The sequence below is a fragment of the Curvibacter sp. CHRR-16 genome, assembly GCF_018474005.1.
Taxonomy (GTDB): domain Bacteria; phylum Pseudomonadota; class Gammaproteobacteria; order Burkholderiales; family Burkholderiaceae_C; genus Allorhodoferax.
On record NZ_JAHCSH010000006.1, the window covers coordinates 32,629 to 52,069 of the forward strand.

General features: G+C 57.1%; 22 protein-coding genes. 6 read left to right on the forward strand and 16 right to left on the reverse strand.

The window, feature by feature from the left end; translation table 11 throughout:
• The first annotated feature begins 12 nt into the window (after positions 1-12).
• The 6 genes from KIK84_RS13490 to KIK84_RS13515 all read left to right on the forward strand — a co-directional run bounded on the left by KIK84_RS13490 (position 13) and on the right by KIK84_RS13515 (position 5,301).
• Positions 13-267, forward strand: coding sequence for a hypothetical protein (locus KIK84_RS13490; RefSeq protein WP_214123631.1), 255 nt, complete (start codon positions 13-15; stop codon positions 265-267).
• Entirely contained in the window at positions 264-1,067 is an 804-nt protein-coding gene (aztA, locus tag KIK84_RS13495) for a zinc ABC transporter ATP-binding protein AztA (RefSeq protein ID WP_250207983.1), read from the forward strand. Before KIK84_RS13490 ends, aztA begins: the two co-directional genes overlap by 4 nt.
• Positions 1,064-1,966 (forward strand): metal ABC transporter permease, encoded by a 903-nt coding sequence (locus tag KIK84_RS13500; protein ID WP_214123632.1) that lies wholly within the window; start codon positions 1,064-1,066, stop codon positions 1,964-1,966. The genes aztA and KIK84_RS13500 overlap by 4 nt, the downstream gene beginning before the upstream one ends.
• 40 nt (positions 1,967-2,006) lie before the next feature.
• The gene (locus KIK84_RS13505; RefSeq protein ID WP_250207984.1) at positions 2,007-2,954 is read left to right on the forward strand and encodes a metal ABC transporter substrate-binding protein; all 948 of its coding nucleotides are present in this window, start codon (positions 2,007-2,009) and stop codon (positions 2,952-2,954) included.
• A gap of 27 nt (positions 2,955-2,981) precedes the next feature.
• Positions 2,982-3,182: a hypothetical protein gene (locus tag KIK84_RS13510; protein WP_214123633.1), complete on the forward strand. Its 201-nt coding sequence runs from the start codon at positions 2,982-2,984 to the stop codon at positions 3,180-3,182.
• Between the two features lie 400 nt (positions 3,183-3,582).
• Positions 3,583-5,301 carry a S8 family peptidase gene (locus tag KIK84_RS13515; protein WP_214123634.1) on the forward strand — a complete coding sequence of 573 codons (1,719 nt, stop codon included), beginning with the start codon at positions 3,583-3,585 and terminating at the stop codon, positions 5,299-5,301.
• On the opposite strand, the gene KIK84_RS13520 is transcribed toward KIK84_RS13515, so the two are convergent.
• The 16 genes from KIK84_RS13520 to fabF all read right to left on the reverse strand — a co-directional run bounded on the left by KIK84_RS13520 (position 5,260) and on the right by fabF (position 19,393).
• Positions 5,260-5,859 carry a rhomboid family intramembrane serine protease gene (locus KIK84_RS13520; RefSeq protein ID WP_214123635.1) on the reverse strand — a complete coding sequence of 200 codons (600 nt, stop codon included), beginning with the start codon at positions 5,857-5,859 and terminating at the stop codon, positions 5,260-5,262. The two genes, KIK84_RS13515 and KIK84_RS13520, sit on opposite strands and share 42 nt — an antisense overlap.
• A gap of 44 nt (positions 5,860-5,903) precedes the next feature.
• Positions 5,904-7,013, reverse strand: a complete 1,110-nt coding sequence (nagZ, locus tag KIK84_RS13525; protein ID WP_214123636.1) for a beta-N-acetylhexosaminidase — start codon at positions 7,011-7,013, stop codon at positions 5,904-5,906.
• Positions 7,014-7,042: 29 nt separating this feature from the next.
• Positions 7,043-7,468, reverse strand: coding sequence for a holo-ACP synthase (gene acpS / locus KIK84_RS13530; RefSeq protein WP_214123637.1), 426 nt, complete (start codon positions 7,466-7,468; stop codon positions 7,043-7,045).
• 12 nt (positions 7,469-7,480) lie between these two features.
• Positions 7,481-8,227, reverse strand: a complete 747-nt coding sequence (locus KIK84_RS13535) for a pyridoxine 5'-phosphate synthase (RefSeq protein WP_214123638.1) — start codon at positions 8,225-8,227, stop codon at positions 7,481-7,483.
• A gap of 25 nt (positions 8,228-8,252) precedes the next feature.
• Positions 8,253-9,014, reverse strand: coding sequence for a DNA repair protein RecO (gene recO, locus KIK84_RS13540; protein WP_214123639.1), 762 nt, complete (start codon positions 9,012-9,014; stop codon positions 8,253-8,255).
• A gap of 12 nt (positions 9,015-9,026) precedes the next feature.
• Entirely contained in the window at positions 9,027-10,013 is a 987-nt protein-coding gene (gene era / locus KIK84_RS13545) for a GTPase Era (protein WP_214123640.1), read from the reverse strand.
• Positions 10,010-10,699, reverse strand: coding sequence for a ribonuclease III (rnc, locus tag KIK84_RS13550; RefSeq protein WP_214123641.1), 690 nt, complete (start codon positions 10,697-10,699; stop codon positions 10,010-10,012). Before rnc ends, era begins: the two co-directional genes overlap by 4 nt.
• Positions 10,696-11,049, reverse strand: a complete 354-nt coding sequence (locus tag KIK84_RS13555) for a DUF4845 domain-containing protein (protein WP_214123642.1) — start codon at positions 11,047-11,049, stop codon at positions 10,696-10,698. The genes rnc and KIK84_RS13555 overlap by 4 nt, the downstream gene beginning before the upstream one ends.
• A gap of 32 nt (positions 11,050-11,081) precedes the next feature.
• Positions 11,082-12,065, reverse strand: coding sequence for a signal peptidase I (lepB, locus tag KIK84_RS13560; RefSeq protein WP_250207985.1), 984 nt, complete (start codon positions 12,063-12,065; stop codon positions 11,082-11,084).
• On the reverse strand, positions 12,062-13,873 hold the full coding sequence (gene lepA, locus KIK84_RS13565; RefSeq protein WP_214123643.1) for a translation elongation factor 4: 1,812 nt from the start codon (positions 13,871-13,873) through the stop codon (positions 12,062-12,064). Before lepA ends, lepB begins: the two co-directional genes overlap by 4 nt.
• 155 nt (positions 13,874-14,028) lie before the next feature.
• Positions 14,029-15,432 carry a DegQ family serine endoprotease gene (locus KIK84_RS13570; RefSeq protein ID WP_250208002.1) on the reverse strand — a complete coding sequence of 468 codons (1,404 nt, stop codon included), beginning with the start codon at positions 15,430-15,432 and terminating at the stop codon, positions 14,029-14,031.
• 92 nt (positions 15,433-15,524) lie between these two features.
• The gene (locus KIK84_RS13575) at positions 15,525-16,514 is read right to left on the reverse strand and encodes a MucB/RseB C-terminal domain-containing protein (protein WP_214123645.1); all 990 of its coding nucleotides are present in this window, start codon (positions 16,512-16,514) and stop codon (positions 15,525-15,527) included.
• The gene (locus KIK84_RS13580; RefSeq protein WP_214123646.1) at positions 16,511-17,104 is read right to left on the reverse strand and encodes a sigma-E factor negative regulatory protein; all 594 of its coding nucleotides are present in this window, start codon (positions 17,102-17,104) and stop codon (positions 16,511-16,513) included. Before KIK84_RS13580 ends, KIK84_RS13575 begins: the two co-directional genes overlap by 4 nt.
• 4 nt (positions 17,105-17,108) lie before the next feature.
• A complete protein-coding gene (gene rpoE / locus KIK84_RS13585; protein WP_214123647.1) occupies positions 17,109-17,729 on the reverse strand; it encodes an RNA polymerase sigma factor RpoE in 621 nt (206 codons plus the stop codon).
• Positions 17,722-18,078, reverse strand: coding sequence for a hypothetical protein (locus tag KIK84_RS13590; RefSeq protein WP_214123648.1), 357 nt, complete (start codon positions 18,076-18,078; stop codon positions 17,722-17,724). The genes rpoE and KIK84_RS13590 overlap by 8 nt, the downstream gene beginning before the upstream one ends.
• A 70-nt stretch (positions 18,079-18,148) precedes the next feature.
• Entirely contained in the window at positions 18,149-19,393 is a 1,245-nt protein-coding gene (gene fabF / locus KIK84_RS13595; protein ID WP_214123649.1) for a beta-ketoacyl-ACP synthase II, read from the reverse strand.
• Positions 19,394-19,441: the final 48 nt, after the last annotated feature.

The window sequence follows — 19,441 nt, forward strand, 5'->3', positions numbered from 1 at the left end:
GCAATTTCTAGCATGAATTCTCACCCCCACGATCACCACGCGCACCCCCACCATACCCACGCTGAGCACCATCACCCAGTGGCGGCCAGTTGGCTAGAGCGTGCGCAAGACTGGCTGCAATCACAATCGTTTTTGGCACTGGCCAGTTGGCAGCGGGTGCTGCTGATCTGCCCGGTTCTGGCGCTGCTGTGGCTGGGCGTATGGTGGGCGATGGCGTGGGTCAACCCCGACATGGGCCATGCCAGTGAGGCTGGAGTCACCCCATGACCCTGACCGCCATGGCCGCCACGCCGCCACAGTACACCATTGCCACCTTGCGCAACTTGACGGTGAGTTACCACCGCCACCCTGCCCTGCACCACCTGCACGGGCATTTGCAGCGCGGCACACTCACTGCTGTGGTGGGCCCCAATGGTGCGGGCAAAAGCACCTTGCTCAAAACGCTGGCTGGTTTGCTGCCGTTTGAAGGGGAACTGGCCCTGCAAGTACCCCGCCAAAGCGTGGCCTACTTGCCGCAAGCGGCGTCGTTGGAGAACCAGTTCCCCATCAGCGTGCGCGACTGCGTGCTGCTGGGTAGCTGGCAAAGCGCTGGGGCGTGGGGCCGACTCTCCTTGGCACAACGCGCCGCCGCAGACCGGGCGCTGCAGGCGGTGGGTTTGCAGGGCTTTGAGCAGCGGCTTATCGGCAGCCTCTCGGGCGGGCAATTCCAGCGCATGCTGTTTGCCCGGCTGATGATGCAAGAGGCCGATCTGATCTTGCTGGACGAACCCTTCAATGCCGTGGACACCACCACCACCGCGGCGCTGATGAATTTGCTGCACCAATGGCGGGCCCAAGGCCGCTGCGTGGTGGCCGTGCTGCACGATGACCACTTGGTGGCCGAGCACTTTGACCAAACCATCTTGCTGGCCCGCGAATGCGTGGCTTGGGGCAAGACACGCGATACCCTGACGACCCAGCACTGGCAGCGCGCCCGCGCCATGGCGGAAGCATGGGATGAACACGCAGCAGACTGCCAGCCAGGCACCGCACCAGTACATGCGCACACAGCACAGGAGGCGGCATGAGCGTGCTCAACGACCTCTACACCAACCTGTTGCAACCGTTTGGTGAATTCGCCTTCATGCGCCGTGCCTTGGTGGCATCGGTCGCCCTGTCAGTCAGCGCAGCGCCTCTGGGCGTGCTGCTAAGCCTGCGCCGCATGAGCCTGATGGGGGACGCGCTGAGCCACGCGGTGCTGCCGGGTGTGGCTATTGGTTTTATGGTGGGTGGGCTATCCATCACCGCCATGGCACTGGGAGGCATGCTGGCAGGCATGCTGGTGGTGGCTTTGGCGGGCTTGATTAGCCGCGCCACCACACTCAAAGAAGACACCAGCCTTGCCGCCCTCTACCTGCTGGCGTTGGCGCTGGGGGTGATGCTCATTGCCAGCAGCGGTAGCCAGCGCGATGTGCTGCACATCTTGTTTGGCCGTGCGCTGGGGGTCGATGACAACGGCTTGCTGCTGGTAGCGGGCGTGGCCACGGTCACCATGCTGTCACTGGCCATGCTCTACCGTGGTTTGGTGCTGGAAACGCTGGACCCACTGTTTCTGAGCACGCAAGACCACGGACGCCTGAGCACGATTGGCTGGCAACAGGCTTTCTTGATGCTGGTAGTACTCAACTTGGTCGCAGGCTTTCAGACACTGGGCACGCTCATGGCCGTGGGCTTGATGGTGGTGCCAGCTGTCAGTGCTCGCCTGTGGTGGCCCACCTTGACCGGACAAATGGTACTAGCAGCCCTGCAAGCGGGTTTGGCCAGTGTGGCAGGACTGCTGATTTCTTACCAATGGGACACACCCACGGGCCCCACCATCATCGGCTGCACTGGCGTGCTGTATGCGCTGGCATTGCTGCTGGCACCCGATGGATGGCTGCGCCGCTACCTGCAACCATGGCAAGCACCACGCCACCGCGTGGGCTAGATAGCCCGACTGTTTTTCTTTTCTATCTGAGAGTTACACCATGCAACACCACTTCCTATCCCTGCCTGTGTCACGTCGCCACTGGTTGCTGCGCACGGGCGCTGGCTTGGCTGCAGGCAGCATCGCGCTGGGCGCAGCCTCTGGCAGCATGGCCCAAACCACGCTTGCAACCAAGCTCAAAGTGCTGGTGAGCTTTAGCATCTTGGCCGATCTGGTCAAGGTCGTAGGGGGCGATGCGGTCGAGGTCAGCTCCTTGGTTGGGGCCAATGAAGACGCCCACGTATTCGAACCCAAACCCAGCCACGCCAAAACGCTGCTGGGCAGCCAATTGCTGGTGGTCAACGGTTTGGACTTTGAGCCGTGGATGACCAAGCTGGTGCGCTCTGCCAGCTACAAAGGCAAAACGGTGGTGGCCAGCCAAGGCGTCAAACCACTGACCATGCAAGAAGATGGTCACACGGAAACTGACCCACATGCATGGCAAAACCCACTCAACGTCATTCTGTACGTCAACAACATCGCCCAAGCACTGGCTAGCGTTGACCCAGCACATGCAGCCGACTACCAAGCCCGCGCGCAAGCCTATGTGCAACAGCTACAAGAGCTCGATAGCTGGGCACAGAGCATGTTCAAAGAAGTGCCCAAAGCGCAGCGCAAGATCATTACCTCACACGATGCGTTTGGCTACTTTGCGCAGCACTACCAAATCCAGTTCTTGGCTGCCCAAGGTCTGAACACCGAGAGCGAGCCCAGCGCTCGCCAAATTGCCAAACTGGTGCAGCAGATGCGCCGCGAAAAAGTGCGCACCGTGTTTTTGGAGAACATGAGCAACCCGCGTTTGATCACCCAACTGAGCAAAGAAGCAGGTGCCCAAGTGGGCGCTACCCTGTACGCTGACGCCTTGTCCGCGCCCGATCAGCCAGGAGCCACGTATTTGGGAATGATGCGCCACAACATCGACAAACTGGCACAAAGCCTTAAGCCATAAGCATCCTGTTAGGAGTAGTATTTGCGTATGGTCAAACGCAAGGATCCCCTCTGGAAAACGGTTTTAAAGCTCACCACAGGCGCTATCGCCATAGCCCTGTTGGTGTGGCTGGTTCTGTGGTATTTCGCCCAAGCGATGAAAGACCAACCGCTGTCGGTGGATAAAAAAGTGAAATCCGGCCCCGTGAGCGATTGGGGCATCGTGAGTGATTCGCCACTGAGGCGGTGATTTATAGATAGTTGTGCTGCGATAGAAAGTTGTTGCAAAATGCAACAATGCTTCTGCCAAACCTACGCGATTCCCTTAAAAAACTGTTTCTTGTGGCCACGCTTTGCCTAATGGGGTGTGGCGCCAACCAAGCTCAAAGCACGAATACACGCACTTTGCGCATGATTATTGGTTTTCAGCCAACAGTCACTGAACAGCAACTGCCCGCAATCACACGAGAAATCTGTCAAGTAGTCCCAACAGAAAAAATAGAGCTTGTTACTGGACTAACAGACTCTCGAGCTGTCTTTGTTCTTTTCATTCAAGGTCAAACTCAGGCAGATTTGGAAGAGCGCCTCTTAAAACTGCCTTACATCCGTTTCGTCGAAATAGACGGTTTAGCATTCCCTACACGATAGCCATGCCTATAAATACCAAGACCGTTCTTTGTACTGCGCTTGCCTTTTGCCTTTACAGCACCATCAGTGCTCAGCAGCCAAACACTGCACCTAAGCTATATGCAAAAGCACAAACCAGCGAGAAGCAATATTCTCGACTCATCATCAAATTCAAGCAGACCGCAAGCACAGAAAAACTCGCAGCATCCTCGCTTGGCATACAAACACGCATTGCCGAGATAGCATCTACAGGAAAGCTACAAGCACAATCAACACAACAAACTGTTGGCTTGCAATATGTTCGCCCCTCAACAACGCTTCAACACGTTGTCAAAACCGACAAAGTGATGACGCATGCAGAGTTAAAGCAAGTTGCAGAACAAATTGCAAAACAGCTAGATGTCGAATACGTCGAGGTTGACGAGATCCTGTACCCAACCAGTTTTACTCCCAACGATAGCTACTACGCATCAGATTTATGGGGGATGAAATCCAGTTCTAGCGCAACAGGTGGGGCTAATTTCATCAGTGCATGGAACCGAACCGTTAACAGCACGGGAGCTGCTCTTAATGGATCGGGGGTAATTGTTGCTGTGCTTGATACAGGCTACCGACCTCACAGTGATTTAAGTTGCAATCTTCTCAGTGGCTACGATTTTGTTTCTGCAGACTCCACTGGAGTCTACACAACAGCCAACGATGGAAATGGCCGCGATTCTGATGCTTCCGACCCTGGTGATTGCACCAGTTCAACCACTTCATGCAAAAAGTCAAGCTGGCATGGAACACACGTTGCAGGAACTATTGCAGCAGTGGGAAATAACTCAAAAGGGGTTATTGGTGGTGCCTATGGTGCCACCATATTACCGCTGCGGGTTCTTGGGGTAGGTGGTGGGTATACATCCGATATCGCTGACGCAATCCGATGGGCCGCTGGCCTCAGCGTTAGTGGCATCAGTACGAACAGCAACGTAGCCAAAGTAATCAATATGAGTTTGGGAGGTACATACAGTTGCCCCACCACCATGCAATCTGCTATTACAGCAGCTATCAATGCTGGCAGCAGTGTTGTCGTCTCCACTGGAAATGAAAGCAGCACTAGCCTTACTAGCTCCCCAGGCAACTGCACGGGAGTGATTGCCGTAACAGCTCACACTTCAGCTGGCTTACGCCCCTATGACAGCACAGAGGGCTACTGGGCCAATACAGGAACAGGAACCACGATCAGCTCGCCAGGCGACACCATTCGCTCCACCTACAACAGCGGTACTTATTCGCCCGGATCAGATGCTTATGCCGATAAGTCAGGCACCAGCATGGCAGCTCCGCATGTCTCAGCGGCTATTGCACTGATGCTACAAGCCAATTCGACACTAACACCTGCCCAAATTAAAACCATTCTGCAAAACACAGCGCGCTCTTTTCCATCAGGTAGTTATTGCGCCAGTGTGTCGACCTGCGGTGCAGGTTTGTTGGACGTGGATGCTGCCATCAGCTCTTTAGGCACAACCACCGCCACAACCAGCCTCAGTGTGGCAGCCAATACCAATACCTGCCCCACCAGCATCAGCAGCACAACCAGCAGCACAACCAGTAGCTCTAGCAGCGGTGGAGGTGGTGGAGGTGGCAGCTTGGAATGGACCGATGCAGCGCTACTGGCACTGTTGGTAGGTCAAATCTGGTACGTGCGTCGTCGTCGCTCAAGCAGAAGCAACCATAAACCGCCGACCAGCAAGCATTAAGACCATAGCAGTCAATCCACCACTCACCCCGGCCACATGGGCTGGGGTGTAGATAGGCACTACGCTGGAAAGTGCAGGCAGCCCAAGCAGCCATTGGGCCTGCCACAGCAACTTGAGACACAGCACCACCAACGCAGTAACGGCCACACCACGCTGATTACCCACTCCGATACACCACAACAGCAAACCAGCAAGCCAGCCGTGCAAGGCACCTGAGATACCAGCGTAGTAGAGGCACTGCGCGTCCCAAGCCAAGACCGCTGCCACTGCAAACATGGCCGCTAGCAGCGCAACAAAGCTAACCAATGCTGGAGCCATGTGTTTGGCAATCCACGCCAGCAACGCCGCTGCTGCGGCATTGCCCAGTGCATGCGCCCAGCTCAGGTGGACAAATTGCGAAGCAATGAGCTGCCACGCGGCATAGCTGCCGTCGGCAGCGCGAACAAAGCGCCAAGCAATCCATCCCGATTGCTCCAAACCTTGCAGCACCAGCAGGCACAGTACGGCCAGTGCAGCCACTGCCTGCCAGGGTCGCATGACTTGGCGCAGGAACTGCATGGCGTGTGTGACTCGGTTTGGTGTCTAGCTGCGCTGTGCGTTCTTTACAGCACCCAATCGAGCGCTTGCATATACGCTGGCTGCACCATCAGGGCATCCCAGCCCACTGCTGGTTTGCTAGGCAGCAAGGCACGGCGGCGCTCTTCACTGGTTTCGCTGGCGTGCCACTCGTTCTTGAGCAGGGCTTCGGTCAAACCGGCAATCAGCTCATCAACAGGCTCGCCCTTGCCGACCGACTGGTTACACAGGAGAACCAAGTCGCAACCCGCTTGCAGCGCGGCCACGGCGGCTTGGGTATAGCTCACCACTTGCCCGTCCAAGCGGCGTGCGCCTTCCATGGACAAGTCGTCGCTGAAGATAGCGCCGGTAAAACCCAACTGCCCACGCAGAATGTCGCCCAACCACTTGCTGGAAAAGCCCGCTGGGCGTTTGTCTACCTTGGGGTAGATGACATGGGCAGGCATCACACTGCTGGTGACGCTGCCCAGCCAGCGGTAGGGGGCGGCATCGTCGGCCAAGATGGCTTTGAGGCTGCGTTGATCCACCGGAATTTCGGTGTGCGAATCGGCCGCCACAAAGCCGTGCCCGGGAAAATGCTTACCGCAGTTGGCCATGCCGCTTTGCAGCAGGCCATGCATGAGGCTCTTGGCCAGCAGACTGACCACACGCGGGTCGCGGCCAAAGGAGCGGTCGCCAATCACCCCGCTGCTGCCGTAGTCCAAATCCAGCACCGGGGTAAAGCTCATGTCCACGCCACAGGCGCGCAGTTCTGCCCCCAGCACATAACCGCAGGCGCTGGCCGCTTGGGTGGCGTCCAGTGGCCCGGCCTTTTTGCTGGACGCCGTGCCAGCGGGTTCGGCCAGCCACATCTCACCCAGCGCACGCATGGGCGGCAAGTGGGTAAATCCATCGGTCTTGAAGCGCTGCACACGCCCGCCTTCGTGGTCCACACAAATGAGCAAATCAGGGCGCAGCTTTTTGATGCTCTGGCACAGCGCAGTGAGCTGGGCCCGGTTTTCCCAGTTGCGGGCAAACAAGATCAAGCCCCCCACCAAGGGGTGCTGCAAGCGTTGCTTGTCCACTTTGGATAAGCTGGTGCCTGCTATGTCGATGATGAGCGGAGCATGGATGGCAGAAGCGATGGTCGATGGCATAGGTGGTTCAGGATGGAATGCTAAAAAAGCTATACAGGCGGCTGCGCGGCAGGCCCTGTACCGCTGCGGTACTCGACCACGCAAAAACTGGCGGCGTAGTCGGTTTCGTCGGTCACGGTGATGTGGGCTTGCAATTGGTGGGCCTCAAACCAGTCTTTGAGTTCTCCATGCAACACGATGACAGGCTTGCCCGAGGCCTCATTGGCTATTTCGCACAGTCGCCAAGTCATGGGCATGCGCATGCCCATGCCTATGGCTTTGCTAAACGACTCTTTGGCGCTGAAACGCGTAGCCAAATAGCGCAAACCGCGCTCAGGCCAACGGGCGCTGCGGGCTTGCCAAGTGCGCAACTCGGCATCGCTGAGCACCTTGCGCGCAAAACGCTCGCCGTGGCGCTGCACGCTCTCGCGGATGCGGCGCACATCGCAAATATCGGTACCAATGCCGTAAATCATGGTCGGTGGTTCTCAGGCCAAGCAAGCCAAATAAGCCTGCACTGTGGCGGCATAGCCCAGCTCCAGCGCGTCACCGATGAGGGCATGGCCTATGGAGACTTCCTGCAAGCCCGGCACCGCTTGGGCAAAGGCACGCAGGTTGTGCAGGTTCAGGTCATGACCGGCGTTGATACCCAGACCGGCATCCAAGGCCGCTTGCGCCGCTTGGGAAAAACGCTGCAATTGCGCGGCCTGATCGGGCGTCCCCCATGCTGCAGCGTAGGGTTCTGTGTAGAGTTCTATGCGATCAGCCCCCAGCGCTTTGGCAGCGGCCATGGCGCTGGGGTCGGCATCCATGAACAAGCTCACGCGCAGCCCCAAAGCTTGGGCCTGGCTAATCAGTGGACGCAGGCGCTGCGCGTCTTGGGCGATGTTCCAGCCATGGTCGCTGGTGAACTGGTCTTCACTATCGGGCACAAAAGTGACCTGGTGCACCGGCAGACCACGTGCTTTGAGGTCGCGCACCACATCCATGAGGTTCTGGAAGGGGTTGCCTTCAATGTTGTATTCGCGGTCCGGCCACGCCTGCAGCAGCTCGGCCAGTTCCAGCACATCGTGGCTGCGGATATGGCGCCCATCGGGCCGTGGATGCACGGTAATGCCCTGTGCCCCAGCTTGCAGGCAGAGCAACGCAGCACGCGTCACGCTGGGAATGCCCAAATGGCGCGTGTTGCGCACCAATGCCACTTTGTTGACGTTGACGGAGAGATGGGTTTTCATAGACACAAGCCTTACAAAGCACACACTACAGAGCGTGCAATTCGCGCATTACTTGCCGGGTGCGCAGCTGCCGAACTCCGCAATGGTAGTGCAAGCAGTGCCGCAACAAGGGTTTGAGCGCACTGGGCATATCGGTACACGCCGTCAGCGTAGCCAGCCAAGCATCGGGGGCATTGAATGCCGTTTGCAAAGCCAGCCAGTGCGCGCCCAGCATGGCATGGGCATCGTGCTCAGTGGCTTCGCGCAGCCCCCCTTCTGGCACCAGCGTGTAGGGCATGTCTGGCTCTATCGGTGCAAGCGTATGCGTCTGCTCATGCAACTGGGGTAGCAAACCCAAGCGGTGCAAAAGCAGCAACTCGAACCCGCGCAGAACGGGCTGCAGCAAACGCGAATCGCCCTGCGCCAATAGCTGCACCACACGGGCATAGTCGTCGTACAGCAGGGTATGCGGGTCATCGCGCGCCAGCAGGGTTAGCAGCAACTCATTGAGGTAGCAACCGGCCAGCAACGCATCGCCCCGGGGCATGACATGCCCGCCCTGCCATTCGGCACTTTTGAGGGTGCGGATTTCTGCATCCCCGCCGTAGGTGATGGTGATGGGCTGCAACAACAACAGCACCGCCCGAAAGCTGGAGGTAGGCCGCTTGGCCCCTTTGGCCACCAAGGCCACGCGGCCATGCTGGCGCGTGAAAGTTTCCAGAATCAGGCTGGTCTCACTCCAGTCGTAACGGTGCAGCACAAAGGCCGATTCGTCCGCCACGCGGTAAGTGGAGCGTGCGCCAGCCATGCGGTGCCGGGCTTACTCGTAGCCGAAAGAGCGCACGCGGGCTTCGTCGTCGGCCCAGCCGGAACGCACCTTAACCCACAGCTCCAAGAAAACCTTGGCATCGGCCAGCGTCTCCAGCTCTTGGCGCGCTTCCATGCCAATGCGTTTGATGCGCTCGCCCTTGTCACCAATCACCATGGCCTTGTGCCCATCGCGCTCCACGATGATGGTGGCGGCAATGCGCAGCAGGCGTTTTTGGCCTTTGCGCTGGGGTGGCTCTTCGGCAAATTGCTCGATCACCACGGTGGAGGTGTAGGGCAGCTCATCGCCCGTGAGGCGGAACAGTTTTTCGCGCACCAACTCACTGGCCAAGAATTTTTCGCTGCGGTCAGTCAGCTCTTCGGGGTCGTACCAAAAGTCCTGCTCGGGCAGGTAGCGGCCGCAGACTTGCAGCAAATGCAGCACGTCTTTGGGATTTTTGGCCGACAGAGGGACAAATTCCACAAACGGGTATTTGGCCTGCATGCCCTTGAGCCACGGAGCCAGCTCAGCGCGCTGCTTGACGTTGTCGAGCTTGTTGGCAATGAGCATGACCGGGATGTCTTTACCCAACAGCGAGAGCACTTTTTCGTCCGCCCCGGTAAAGCTGCCCGCTTCCACCACAAACAGGATGAGGTCCACATCGGCCACCGCACCCACTACGGTTTTGTTGAGCGACTTGTTCAGCGCGTTACCGTGCAGAGTCTGAAAGCCCGGCGTATCGACAAACACGTATTGCACCGCGCCTTCGGTACGCATGCCCGTGATGCGGTGGCGCGTGGTCTGCGCCTTGCGCGAGACGATGCTGATTTTTTGCCCTACCAAGGCATTGAGCAGCGTGGACTTGCCGACATTGGGCTTTCCCACGATGGCCACGAGACCACAGCGGGAGGGTTGTTCAGTGTTTTCAATTTCTGAAGCCAATGGGCCTGTAGAGCTTGCTGCATCTACTGGAGGCGCTATATTTTTAGGAGCATTCATGTTTTATTCCTCGCTTGGATGGTCTGCAGCATGGCCGCTGCAGCGGCTTGTTCAGCGGCCCGGCGCGATGCCCCCAAGCCGCGTTCGGTCAGGCGCAAATCGGGTACCACGCATTCCACATCAAAGTTCTGCTGGTGTGCCAGCCCGGTCGTCGCCACGATGGTGTAGACGGGCAAGCGGTATTTGCGGCCTTGCAACCATTCTTGCAAAGCCGTTTTGGGGTCTTTGTCGCGCGCTGTCATGCTGGTGGTGAATTCCACCTTGGCAAACAAGTGCTTCACAACAGCATGTGCCGCATCAAAACCGGCATCCACATAAACAGCACCAATAATGGCCTCTAGGGCATCGGCCAATATGGAAGCACGGCGTGCACCGCCGGAGCGCATTTCCCCTTCCCCCAAGCGCAGCAGCGTGGGCAACTCCAAGCCCAAAGCGAGCTTGTGCAGGGTTTCTTCACGAACCAAATTGGCCCGCACGCGGGATAGGTCGCCCTCTGGCAGCTGTTGTAGCTGCTGGTAGAGCATGTCTGACATGACCAGCCCCAACACAGAATCGCCCAGAAACTCTAGGCGCTCATAGTGGTCGGAACTGAAACTGCGGTGGGTAAGTGCCCTTTGCAAGAGCTCGGGCTTGCGAAAACTGTGCTGCAGCCTGTGCTGCAGACTTGCCAAACCATCACTACTCACTTGGATTGGCCAGTGTATTTGAGCGTCAAGTAAGCAGGCCCGACCAAATGGATTTCACGCTGGTACGCAAAGCTGACATTGTTCTTCTCATTCACGCGGGTAATGACCAAGTCTTTGCCGCTGATGGATTTGATGTCGTTGATGTCCGCTTGCTTGTCAAAAGCCATGCGGGCATCGGTGATCGACTCCGCTTGCCGTGCGGCATCGACCGCACGCTGCACAGCGATGTACTCCACTACCGTGGGAAATGCTTGCGCGAGGACTACGCCCAAGCAGGCAAATACCGCGCCATAAAACAAAAGACCGATGAAACCAATACCACGCTGACGTGCCGGGGATTGCCGTGCCATTGCTGTACTCCTAGTTGTATGCAGTAGCGAACTTAATGGAAAGACCCAATCCGCTTGAGGTTACCGAAATTCATCCAGACAAAGAAGGCCTTACCGACAATATTTTCGTCTGGGACAAACCCCCAGTAGCGAGAGTCCAACGAGTTGTCGCGGTTATCACCCATCATGAAATAGTGCCCTTCAGGCACTTTGCAGCGCACACCCGTGTCAAAGTAGCTGCAGTTTTCCATGCCCGGAAACTGGCTCACGCCCGCCACCATGGCGGGGCGATTTTTGTCATTCAAAATGAAATGATGCACTCCCGCTAGCTGCTCTTCAAATTGGCTGCTGTAGCTATTGGATGAGTCGTCCAAATAGTCCGGGATCGGACTGGTAGGCACCGCCTGGCCATTGATGGTCAAGCGCTTGTTGATGTACTCCACCGTGTCACCAGGCAACCCCACCACACGCTTGATGAAGTCTTGATTGGGATTGGGGGGGAAGTGGAACACCATCACATCACCCCGCTGTGGGGGGGTTCCTTGGGTGATCTTGGTGCCCAACACTGGCAGGCGGATGCCGTAGGTGAATTTGTTCACCAAAATCAAGTCACCAATTTGCAGCGTCGGAATCATGGAACCCGACGGAATCTTGAACGGCTCGAACAAGAAAGAACGCAAAACGAACACCACTACGATGACGGGAAACAAGCCTGCCGTCCAATCCAGCCACCAAGGCTGCATCAGCAACCGTTGCTTAGCAGGTTCCAGATCCACGTTATCGTAAGCAATACCTTGCTGCTCTAGCCCTTGGCGGCGCATTTGTTCTGCCTCTTGCAGCTGCTGGGCAGCCAAACGGCGCTGGGGGGCAAAGTGATAGCGCTCTGCCAACCAGTAGCCACCTGTGACAACGGTAGCCAAGAACAAAGCCAATGGGAAATTACCTTCTGTCCAACCTTGGAATACCGCCACGCCATAGAGTGCAAAAGCGCCCAAAACCACCGCCGTAGCGGCTTGCATAATTTTGTCAATATTCATTCTTCCACCTGCAAAATGGCCAAGAAAGCTTCCTGGGGCACTTCTACTGAGCCGATTTGTTTCATGCGCTTCTTACCCGCTTTCTGCTTCTCGAGCAGCTTGCGCTTGCGGGTAATGTCACCGCCATAGCACTTGGCCAGCACGTTTTTGCGCAAGGCCTTCACGGTTTCACGGGCGATGATGTTGGCGCCAATGGCGGCCTGGATCGCCACGTCGTACATCTGGCGGCTGATGATCTCGCGCATCTTGGCCACCACGGCGCGCCCCCGGTAAGCCGACTGGCTGCGGTGCACGATGATAGAGAGCGCATCGACCTTGTCACCGTTGAGCAGGATGTCCACTTTCACCACATCGGATGCGCGGTACTCCTTGAACTCGTAGTCCATGGATGCGTAGCCACGGCTCACGCTCTTGAGCTTGTCAAAGAAGTCCAGCACGATCTCACCCAACGGCATCTCGTAAGTCAGAACCACTTGGCGGCCTTTGTAGGCCATGTTCACTTGGATGCCACGCTTTTGGTTGGCCAGCGTCATCACCACGCCCACGTATTCCTGCGGCATATACAGGTGCACGGTCACGATGGGTTCGCGAATTTCGGCCGTCTTGCCAACCTCGGGCATCTTGGAGGGGTTTTCCACCATGATGACTTCGCCATCGTTGCGCATCACCTCATACACCACGCTGGGCGCTGTGGTGATCAGATCCTGATCGAACTCACGCTCCAAGCGCTCTTGCACGATTTCCATGTGCAAGAGCCCCAAGAAACCACAACGGAAACCGAAACCCAGCGCTTGCGACACTTCGGGTTCGTAGTGCAACGAGGCGTCGTTGAGCTTGAGCTTCTCCAGTGCATCGCGCAGGGAGTCGTATTCGCTGGCCTCGGTGGGGTACAGCCCTGCAAACACCTGCGGCTGAATTTCCTTGAAGCCCGGCAGCGGCTCTTGCGCGGTAAACGCTGCGCCGCCCGAACCGGCCTTGATCAGGGTCACGGTGTCCCCCACCTTGGCCGCTTGCAATTCTTTGATGCCGGCGATGATGTAACCCACCTCGCCCGCTTCCAGCGATTCACGCGGCTGGTTGGCGGGCGTGAACACGCCCAGCTTTTCAGCGTTGTAACTAGCCCCTGATGCCATCATCTTGATGCGCTCACCCTTGACCAATCGGCCGTCCACGACACGCACCAGCATGACCACGCCCACATAGGCATCAAACCAGCTGTCGATGATCATGGCGCGCAAGGGGCCATCGGGGTTACCACGGGGCGACGGTATGTTGGCGACGATGGTTTCCAGGATGTCGTCGATACCCAAGCCAGTTTTGGCCGAGCAAACTATCGCTTCAGTGGCATCAATACCAATCACGTCTTCGATTTCACTGCGCGCGTTGTCTGGGTCGGCATTAGGCAGGTCAATTTTGTTGAGTACGGGCAACACTTCCACATTCAAATCGAGCGCGGTGTAGCAGTTGGCCACCGTTTGGGCTTCCACGCCTTGGCTGGCATCAACCACCAGCAATGCACCTTCGCAAGCCGAGAGGGAGCGACTCACCTCGTAAGAAAAGTCCACGTGTCCGGGGGTGTCGATCAGGTTCAGGTTGTAGACCTGACCGTCCTTGGCTTTGTATTGCAGGGCCGCCGTTTGCGCCTTGATGGTGATGCCGCGCTCTTTCTCAATGTCCATGGAATCGAGCACCTGCGCCTCCATTTCGCGCTCTTCCAGACCACCACAACGCTGGATCAGCCGGTCGGCCAAGGTCGATTTGCCATGGTCAATGTGGGCAATGATGGAAAAATTTCGGATGTGCTTCATCAACGCTACGCTTTGTCGGTTACGGCCCTGCCGTGGGCGATCTTGCTAGGAAACAAAAAGGGCGCGTCGTTGGCAGACACGCCCCGCCGGGATGGGCCCTGTTGGGCTAAATGGGGCGATTTTAGGCTATAGCGCAGCCGCCCCGCCCCTGCGCCTTACTTGCTCACAGGGCGAATCACCGTGAATTGGCTCCAATCCCCACGGCGAAACAACACGCTCACGGCTTTGTTCTTGTCTTGTTTGGACAGCACCTCCTCCAGCTCCTTGACACTGGCTACTGGAGTATTGGCCACTTGCACAATCACATCACCGGGCTGCAGGCCACTGCGTGCGGCAGTGTCGGTGATAGCGGTCAAACGCACACCACCCGTTTTTAGCTCTTTTTTCTGTGCATCAGTCAAGTCAGCCACCGTCAAACCCCACGTTTTGGTCAACGCCGAGGAGGGTTTGGGCTTTTCCACAGCAACAGGCGCACTGGCCGTTTTGTCAGTGCTCAACTCCACCACATTGACTTGCAAGTCCATGCTCTTACCACGGCGAAATACGGTGATGGTGTGAGTGCTACCCGGTGCTGTACTACCAACCATGCGCGGCAAATCAGACGCTTTCTCGACTGCCTTGCCATCGAACTTGGTAATGATGTCACCCGCTTGCACACCGGCTTTTTGTGCTGGCGATCCCTCTTCGACGACCTGTACCAAAGCCCCCATGGGTTTACCCAAGCCAATGGAATCGGCCACTTCCTTGCTCACTTGGTCAATCTGCACCCCGATGCGCCCGCGCGTGACCTTGCCATTGGCACGCAACTGATCGGCCACCCGCATGGCCTCGTCGATGGGGATGGAGAAAGAGATGCCCATGAAACCACCAGAGCGGGAGTAAATTTGGCTATTAATGCCTACCACTTCACCACGCATATTGATGAGCGGGCCTCCCGAGTTGCCGGGGTTGATGGCCACATCGGTTTGGATCAAGGGCAGGTAATCTCCGGTATCGCGCTGTTTGGCACTGACGATGCCTGCAGTAACCGTGTTTTCTAGGCCAAAGGGCGACCCAATAGCCATCACCCATTCACCGACGCGTAGACGCGATACATCCCCCACTTTTACAGCCGGCAAACCTGCTGCATCGATCTTGACCACCGCCACATCGGAGCGTTCATCGGCACCCAAAATGCGGGCCTTGAATTCGCGTTTATCGGTCAGCGTGACCACCACTTCGTCTGCCCCTTTGACCACGTGGGCATTGGTCATGATGACGCCATCGCTGGTCAAAATAAAGCCCGAACCAACGCCCGTGGGTTGGACTTCCTCGCTGTCGGGCTGCTGCTTGCGCCGTGGTGTTTGCTGCTTGGGCACATTGGGCACGGGGATGCCAAAGCGGCGGAAGAATTCCAGCATATTGGGATCCATACCGTTCTGGGCCGTGTCGCTGGTGCTGACTTTTTCCAGTGTGCGGATATTGACCACCGATGGTCCCACTTGATCGACCAAATCGGTGAAATCGGGCAAAGCGCGGTTTTGCGCATGCGCTGCTTGAATGGTCATCAGGCTGGCCATGCTGTAGGTGCAAACCAACGTCAACCCGGCTAGCCAACGGCGGGTACTGGCAAAACTATTCCATTGCATCGTATGAACTCCCGTAATAACTCTCACTGCAAACGCTCTATGCCTTGCGCCATTTGGCGCAAGGTTGCCATCGGCACTTCGCCCACGGCGGTGATCCACCAGTTGTTGTGCCGCCGTGTCCAAATATGGGTGGAGCCTCCTGTCTCAAGCCCCCCCTCCCGGGTATGGCGTAGCGGATCAAAACGCTCCACAAAGACCGACACCGTGGCCAAACCATCGGAAAAAATCCATTGCAGCGCTGTGCTGCTGTCAGTTGAAGCCGCCATGGGGGTGGGCCGTATATACGCTGCAGATGTCTGGAAGCCCACCACCGTTTGCGTCTGTTTCCAGCCTTGTGCTTCTGCATTGGTTTTGGTGACTTCGCGCTGCACCAACCGAAACCCCTCTGGCAGTTGCATTTGGGCGGCCAAAGCAGCGGGGCTAAACGGAACGCCCATTTGCAACTCTGAGAATGCTGCTTGCTCCAGAATGCGCCCCTCCGCATCCATGGTTTGCATGCGCAGCACCATGCCTGTGTGCTTATCTGCCCACACGGTATAGCCGTAGCGCAGTGCATCTTTGGGAGCGATGCGCATGACCTCGGTTGTCATACCCGCAATGCGCTCCTCGCCCAAGGGTTTGAGTTGGTACCACTGCCCTACTTGGGCATTGCCCGGGCGTAGTTGCAAAGGATAGTCCTTGAGAGACTCACGGCTCTCCACCACCGCTATTTGATTTGCGGGGAACAAAGTCATCACTTGCTGATTGCGGCGCAAGGTAATGCGGGGTTTGCCTGACAGCGCCTCGATTCGCTCCACCTGCAAATCCCCTTCACTGGCATGAATGATGCGTGCCGAATACATGCGTCCCGATGAGGAGACCACAAAGGTTCCCACATAAGAGTTTTGGCGTGAAGCATCGTAAGTACGCTTGAGCCATGTTTGCAAATCGACCGCATCCTGCGCCCATGCGGCGACAGAGAGACAGCACAAAACCACCAACAAAACCCAGCGACTGCGCATGGCAATGCTCATGGGCTACTCCACTCCAAAGTTGCGTTGCGGATAAAACCAGCGGGCATTTGCAAAGCCGAGTGTCCACCGACTTCTTGATGTGCTTCCAAAAGAGCATCCAACTCAGGATCACGCAGCATCACGGCTTGCTCACCATTGCCTGCCGCTGAGGCCAACTCTTGCCCTCCCACACCACGGCCAACCGTTTGGGTACCCCAGACGTACCACCCGACAGAAACCACCAGCACACTGGCAGCAACACCACCCAGCCAACGCCATGTCTGGTTGGCCGCAGGACGACTGGCCCAATGTTTGAAACGTGCTTCTGCTGGCACAGGAGCCGCCTGAATGGACTCCATAGCCTGCGCTGCGAGCAACTGCCCCTGCAACTTAGTCCAAAAAAGTTCGCTGTCTTGCAGCGATGAGGCAGGCAGGGAATCACGCAGCACATCACCAATAAGCAGGTAGCTAGCCACCTGCTCTTGCGCGTGCGCATCTTGGGCATAGGTGTGCAAGAGCTGGCGCGTTTGCTGCTCGGACAACGCTCCATCGAGCAAAGCACTCCATTGCTCATTGAGCGGTTTATTCGAAGCGGTTATTGTGTCTTGCATACCCTCACCAGCGCTTTCCTGTTTGTTTGTCCAATAGTGGTTTGATCTTGGCCGAAATAGCTTCCCGAGCACGGAAAATACGCGAACGCACCGTCCCGATAGGGCAACCCATCACTTCTGCGATGTCGTCGTAGCTCAAACCCTCCATCTCACGCAATACAACAGCCTGTCGCAAGTCCTCTGGCAACGCATCCAGCGCCTGATTGACTGCTGCCGCAATTTCTTTGGCAGCCAGTTCAGATTCCGGTGTAGCCTCAGTACTTGGTTCTGGCTGGTTGGAAAAAGTTTCATCGTCATCGGCACCCGGAGTTTGCCAATCCAATTGCACCGGATCACGGCGTTTGTCCATCAGGGCCTTTTTGGCCGTATTGACCGCAATGCGGTACAGCCAGGTATAAAACTGCGCCTCGCCACGGAACTGCGGCAAAGCGCGGTAGGCACGGATAAACGTCTCCTGCGCCAAGTCCTCCACCCAATCGGGATCACGCACCAAACGGGCGATCAAGCGCTGTACACGCCGTTGGTATTTGAGAACGAGCAAGCGAAATGCCTGTTGATCGCCCTGCACGGTCAAGGCGACCAATACTTCATCCGGATCTCCGGCTTGGGCTTTGATATCACTCATGGGTTTGGGCGAGGATGAGCGTAGAGCGCAAGCTGTGCCAATGTGCAGGGCTATACCAATCTGCCTGCAGCACCAGCCAACGCCAACGACCTGTTTCGGAAACGGTTCTCAGCAGCAACAAACGCTGCCAGTCGCCGTCTATGACTACGTACTGTAACCCAGCTCCACCATGCTGCCAGCCTTGCCCAGTCCACGCCAAAGTGGCAGGCTGGGTGCGGAACCAAACCCAATAGGCCTGCAGCGTCAACCCGGTTTGGAGCAACAGCAGCAACAGGGCTGTCACCCACGCCAAACCGGTGTAACAAGCCAATGCAATCGCGGCATAACCTGCAAGGGTGATGAGCGCCAAAACAAAACCCCACCAGCAAGATCGGTAAACGATCCATGCAGCGTGGGGTTGTGCAGTCGCGAGCAGAGCGTTAAATGCGCTTGAACACCAAAGTGCCGTTGGTGCCACCAAAACCGAAGTTGTTTTTGACAGCGTAATCAATGCGCATGTCGCGAGCGGTATTGGCGCAGTAATCCAAATCGCACTCAGGGTCTTGGTTTTGCAAATTGATGGTCGGTGGGCTCTTTTGGTTGTGCACCGCCAGCACCGTGAAGACCGATTCCAAACCACCCGCACCACCCAGCAAGTGGCCCGTCATGGACTTGGTGGAGTTGACCACGACCTTCTTGGCATGGTCGCCCAGCGCCGCTTTGATGGCGTTGGATTCGTTCACATCGCCCAATGGCGTGGACGTTCCGTGGGCGTTGACGTAATCCACTTGATCCGCATTGATGCCCGCGTTGCGCAACGCCAGCACCATGGCACGGCGTGGGCCATCCATACTGGGCGCCGTCATGTGACCGGCATCGGCACTCATACCAAAACCAGCGACTTCGGCATAAATTTTGGCACCGCGTGTTTTGGCGTGTTCGTACTCTTCGAGCACCAGTACGCCGCTGCCCTCACCCAGCACAAAACCATCACGGTCTTTGTCCCACGGGCGTGAAGCGGCTTGGGGATCATCATTGCGAGTGGACAAGGCGCGCATGGCCGCAAACCCACCAATTCCCAACGGCGAAACGGTCGATTCGGTACCGCCAGCAACCATCACATCGGCATCACCGTACTCGATCATGCGGGCCGCTTGGCCAATGCAGTGCAAGCCCGTGGTACAAGCGGTGACGATGGCCAAGTTAGGGCCCTTGAAACCATAGCGCATGGAAATGTGGCCCGACACCATGTTGATGATGGAAGCAGGTACAAAGAAAGGCGAAATGCGGCGTGGGCCCCGGTTGGTGTATTCGGCGTGGGTTTCCTCAATCATGGGCAAACCACCAATGCCCGAGCCCACCATGCAGCCAATGCGCACAGCCAAATCATCGGAAAGTGCCTCACCGATGGGCAAACCGGCATCCACCACAGCCTGCATGGCCGCTGCAATACCGTAATGGATAAAGGTATCCATGGTGCGAGCTTCTTTGCTGCCGATGTAAGACTCCAACTGGAAGTCTTTGACTTCACCTGCAATCTGGCAAGCCATGGCAGACGCATCGAATTTGGTGATGCGACCAATACCGGACTGGCCAGCAAGCAATTGAGACCATGCTTCGGTCACGGTGTTACCCACCGGACTGATGCAACCTAAACCTGTAACTACAACGCGGCGACGGGTCATAACAGTCAGTAATGTGCTGATCGGGGAAAAATGCCTTGCAGAAACGCA

Excerpts from the sequence above, each read along its gene's own strand:
- rpoE (WP_214123647.1), bottom strand. The coding sequence starts at position 17,729 with ATGAGTGATATCAAAGCCCAAGCCGGAGATCCGGATGAAGTATTGGTC.
- KIK84_RS13520 (WP_214123635.1), bottom strand. The coding sequence starts at position 5,859 with ATGCAGTTCCTGCGCCAAGTCATGCGACCCTGGCAGGCAGTGGCTGCA.
- KIK84_RS13570 (WP_250208002.1), bottom strand. The coding sequence starts at position 15,432 with ATGGCCAGCCTGATGACCATTCAAGCAGCGCATGCGCAAAACCGCGCT.
- lepA (WP_214123643.1), bottom strand. The coding sequence starts at position 13,873 with ATGAAGCACATCCGAAATTTTTCCATCATTGCCCACATTGACCATGGC.
- KIK84_RS13535 (WP_214123638.1), bottom strand. The coding sequence starts at position 8,227 with ATGAAAACCCATCTCTCCGTCAACGTCAACAAAGTGGCATTGGTGCGC.
- KIK84_RS13510 (WP_214123633.1), top strand. The coding sequence starts at position 2,982 with ATGGTCAAACGCAAGGATCCCCTCTGGAAAACGGTTTTAAAGCTCACC.
- fabF (WP_214123649.1), bottom strand. The coding sequence starts at position 19,393 with ATGACCCGTCGCCGCGTTGTAGTTACAGGTTTAGGTTGCATCAGTCCG.
- era (WP_214123640.1), bottom strand. The coding sequence starts at position 10,013 with ATGAATGCTCCTAAAAATATAGCGCCTCCAGTAGATGCAGCAAGCTCT.
- KIK84_RS13555 (WP_214123642.1), bottom strand. The coding sequence starts at position 11,049 with ATGGCACGGCAATCCCCGGCACGTCAGCGTGGTATTGGTTTCATCGGT.
- KIK84_RS13505 (WP_250207984.1), top strand. The coding sequence starts at position 2,007 with ATGCAACACCACTTCCTATCCCTGCCTGTGTCACGTCGCCACTGGTTG.
- KIK84_RS13500 (WP_214123632.1), top strand. The coding sequence starts at position 1,064 with ATGAGCGTGCTCAACGACCTCTACACCAACCTGTTGCAACCGTTTGGT.
- aztA (WP_250207983.1), top strand. The coding sequence starts at position 264 with ATGACCCTGACCGCCATGGCCGCCACGCCGCCACAGTACACCATTGCC.
- KIK84_RS13515 (WP_214123634.1), top strand. The coding sequence starts at position 3,583 with ATGCCTATAAATACCAAGACCGTTCTTTGTACTGCGCTTGCCTTTTGC.
- KIK84_RS13575 (WP_214123645.1), bottom strand. The coding sequence starts at position 16,514 with ATGAGCATTGCCATGCGCAGTCGCTGGGTTTTGTTGGTGGTTTTGTGC.
- acpS (WP_214123637.1), bottom strand. The coding sequence starts at position 7,468 with ATGATTTACGGCATTGGTACCGATATTTGCGATGTGCGCCGCATCCGC.
- KIK84_RS13580 (WP_214123646.1), bottom strand. The coding sequence starts at position 17,104 with ATGCAAGACACAATAACCGCTTCGAATAAACCGCTCAATGAGCAATGG.
- nagZ (WP_214123636.1), bottom strand. The coding sequence starts at position 7,013 with ATGCCATCGACCATCGCTTCTGCCATCCATGCTCCGCTCATCATCGAC.
- recO (WP_214123639.1), bottom strand. The coding sequence starts at position 9,014 with ATGGCTGGCGCACGCTCCACTTACCGCGTGGCGGACGAATCGGCCTTT.
- KIK84_RS13490 (WP_214123631.1), top strand. The coding sequence starts at position 13 with ATGAATTCTCACCCCCACGATCACCACGCGCACCCCCACCATACCCAC.
- lepB (WP_250207985.1), bottom strand. The coding sequence starts at position 12,065 with ATGAATATTGACAAAATTATGCAAGCCGCTACGGCGGTGGTTTTGGGC.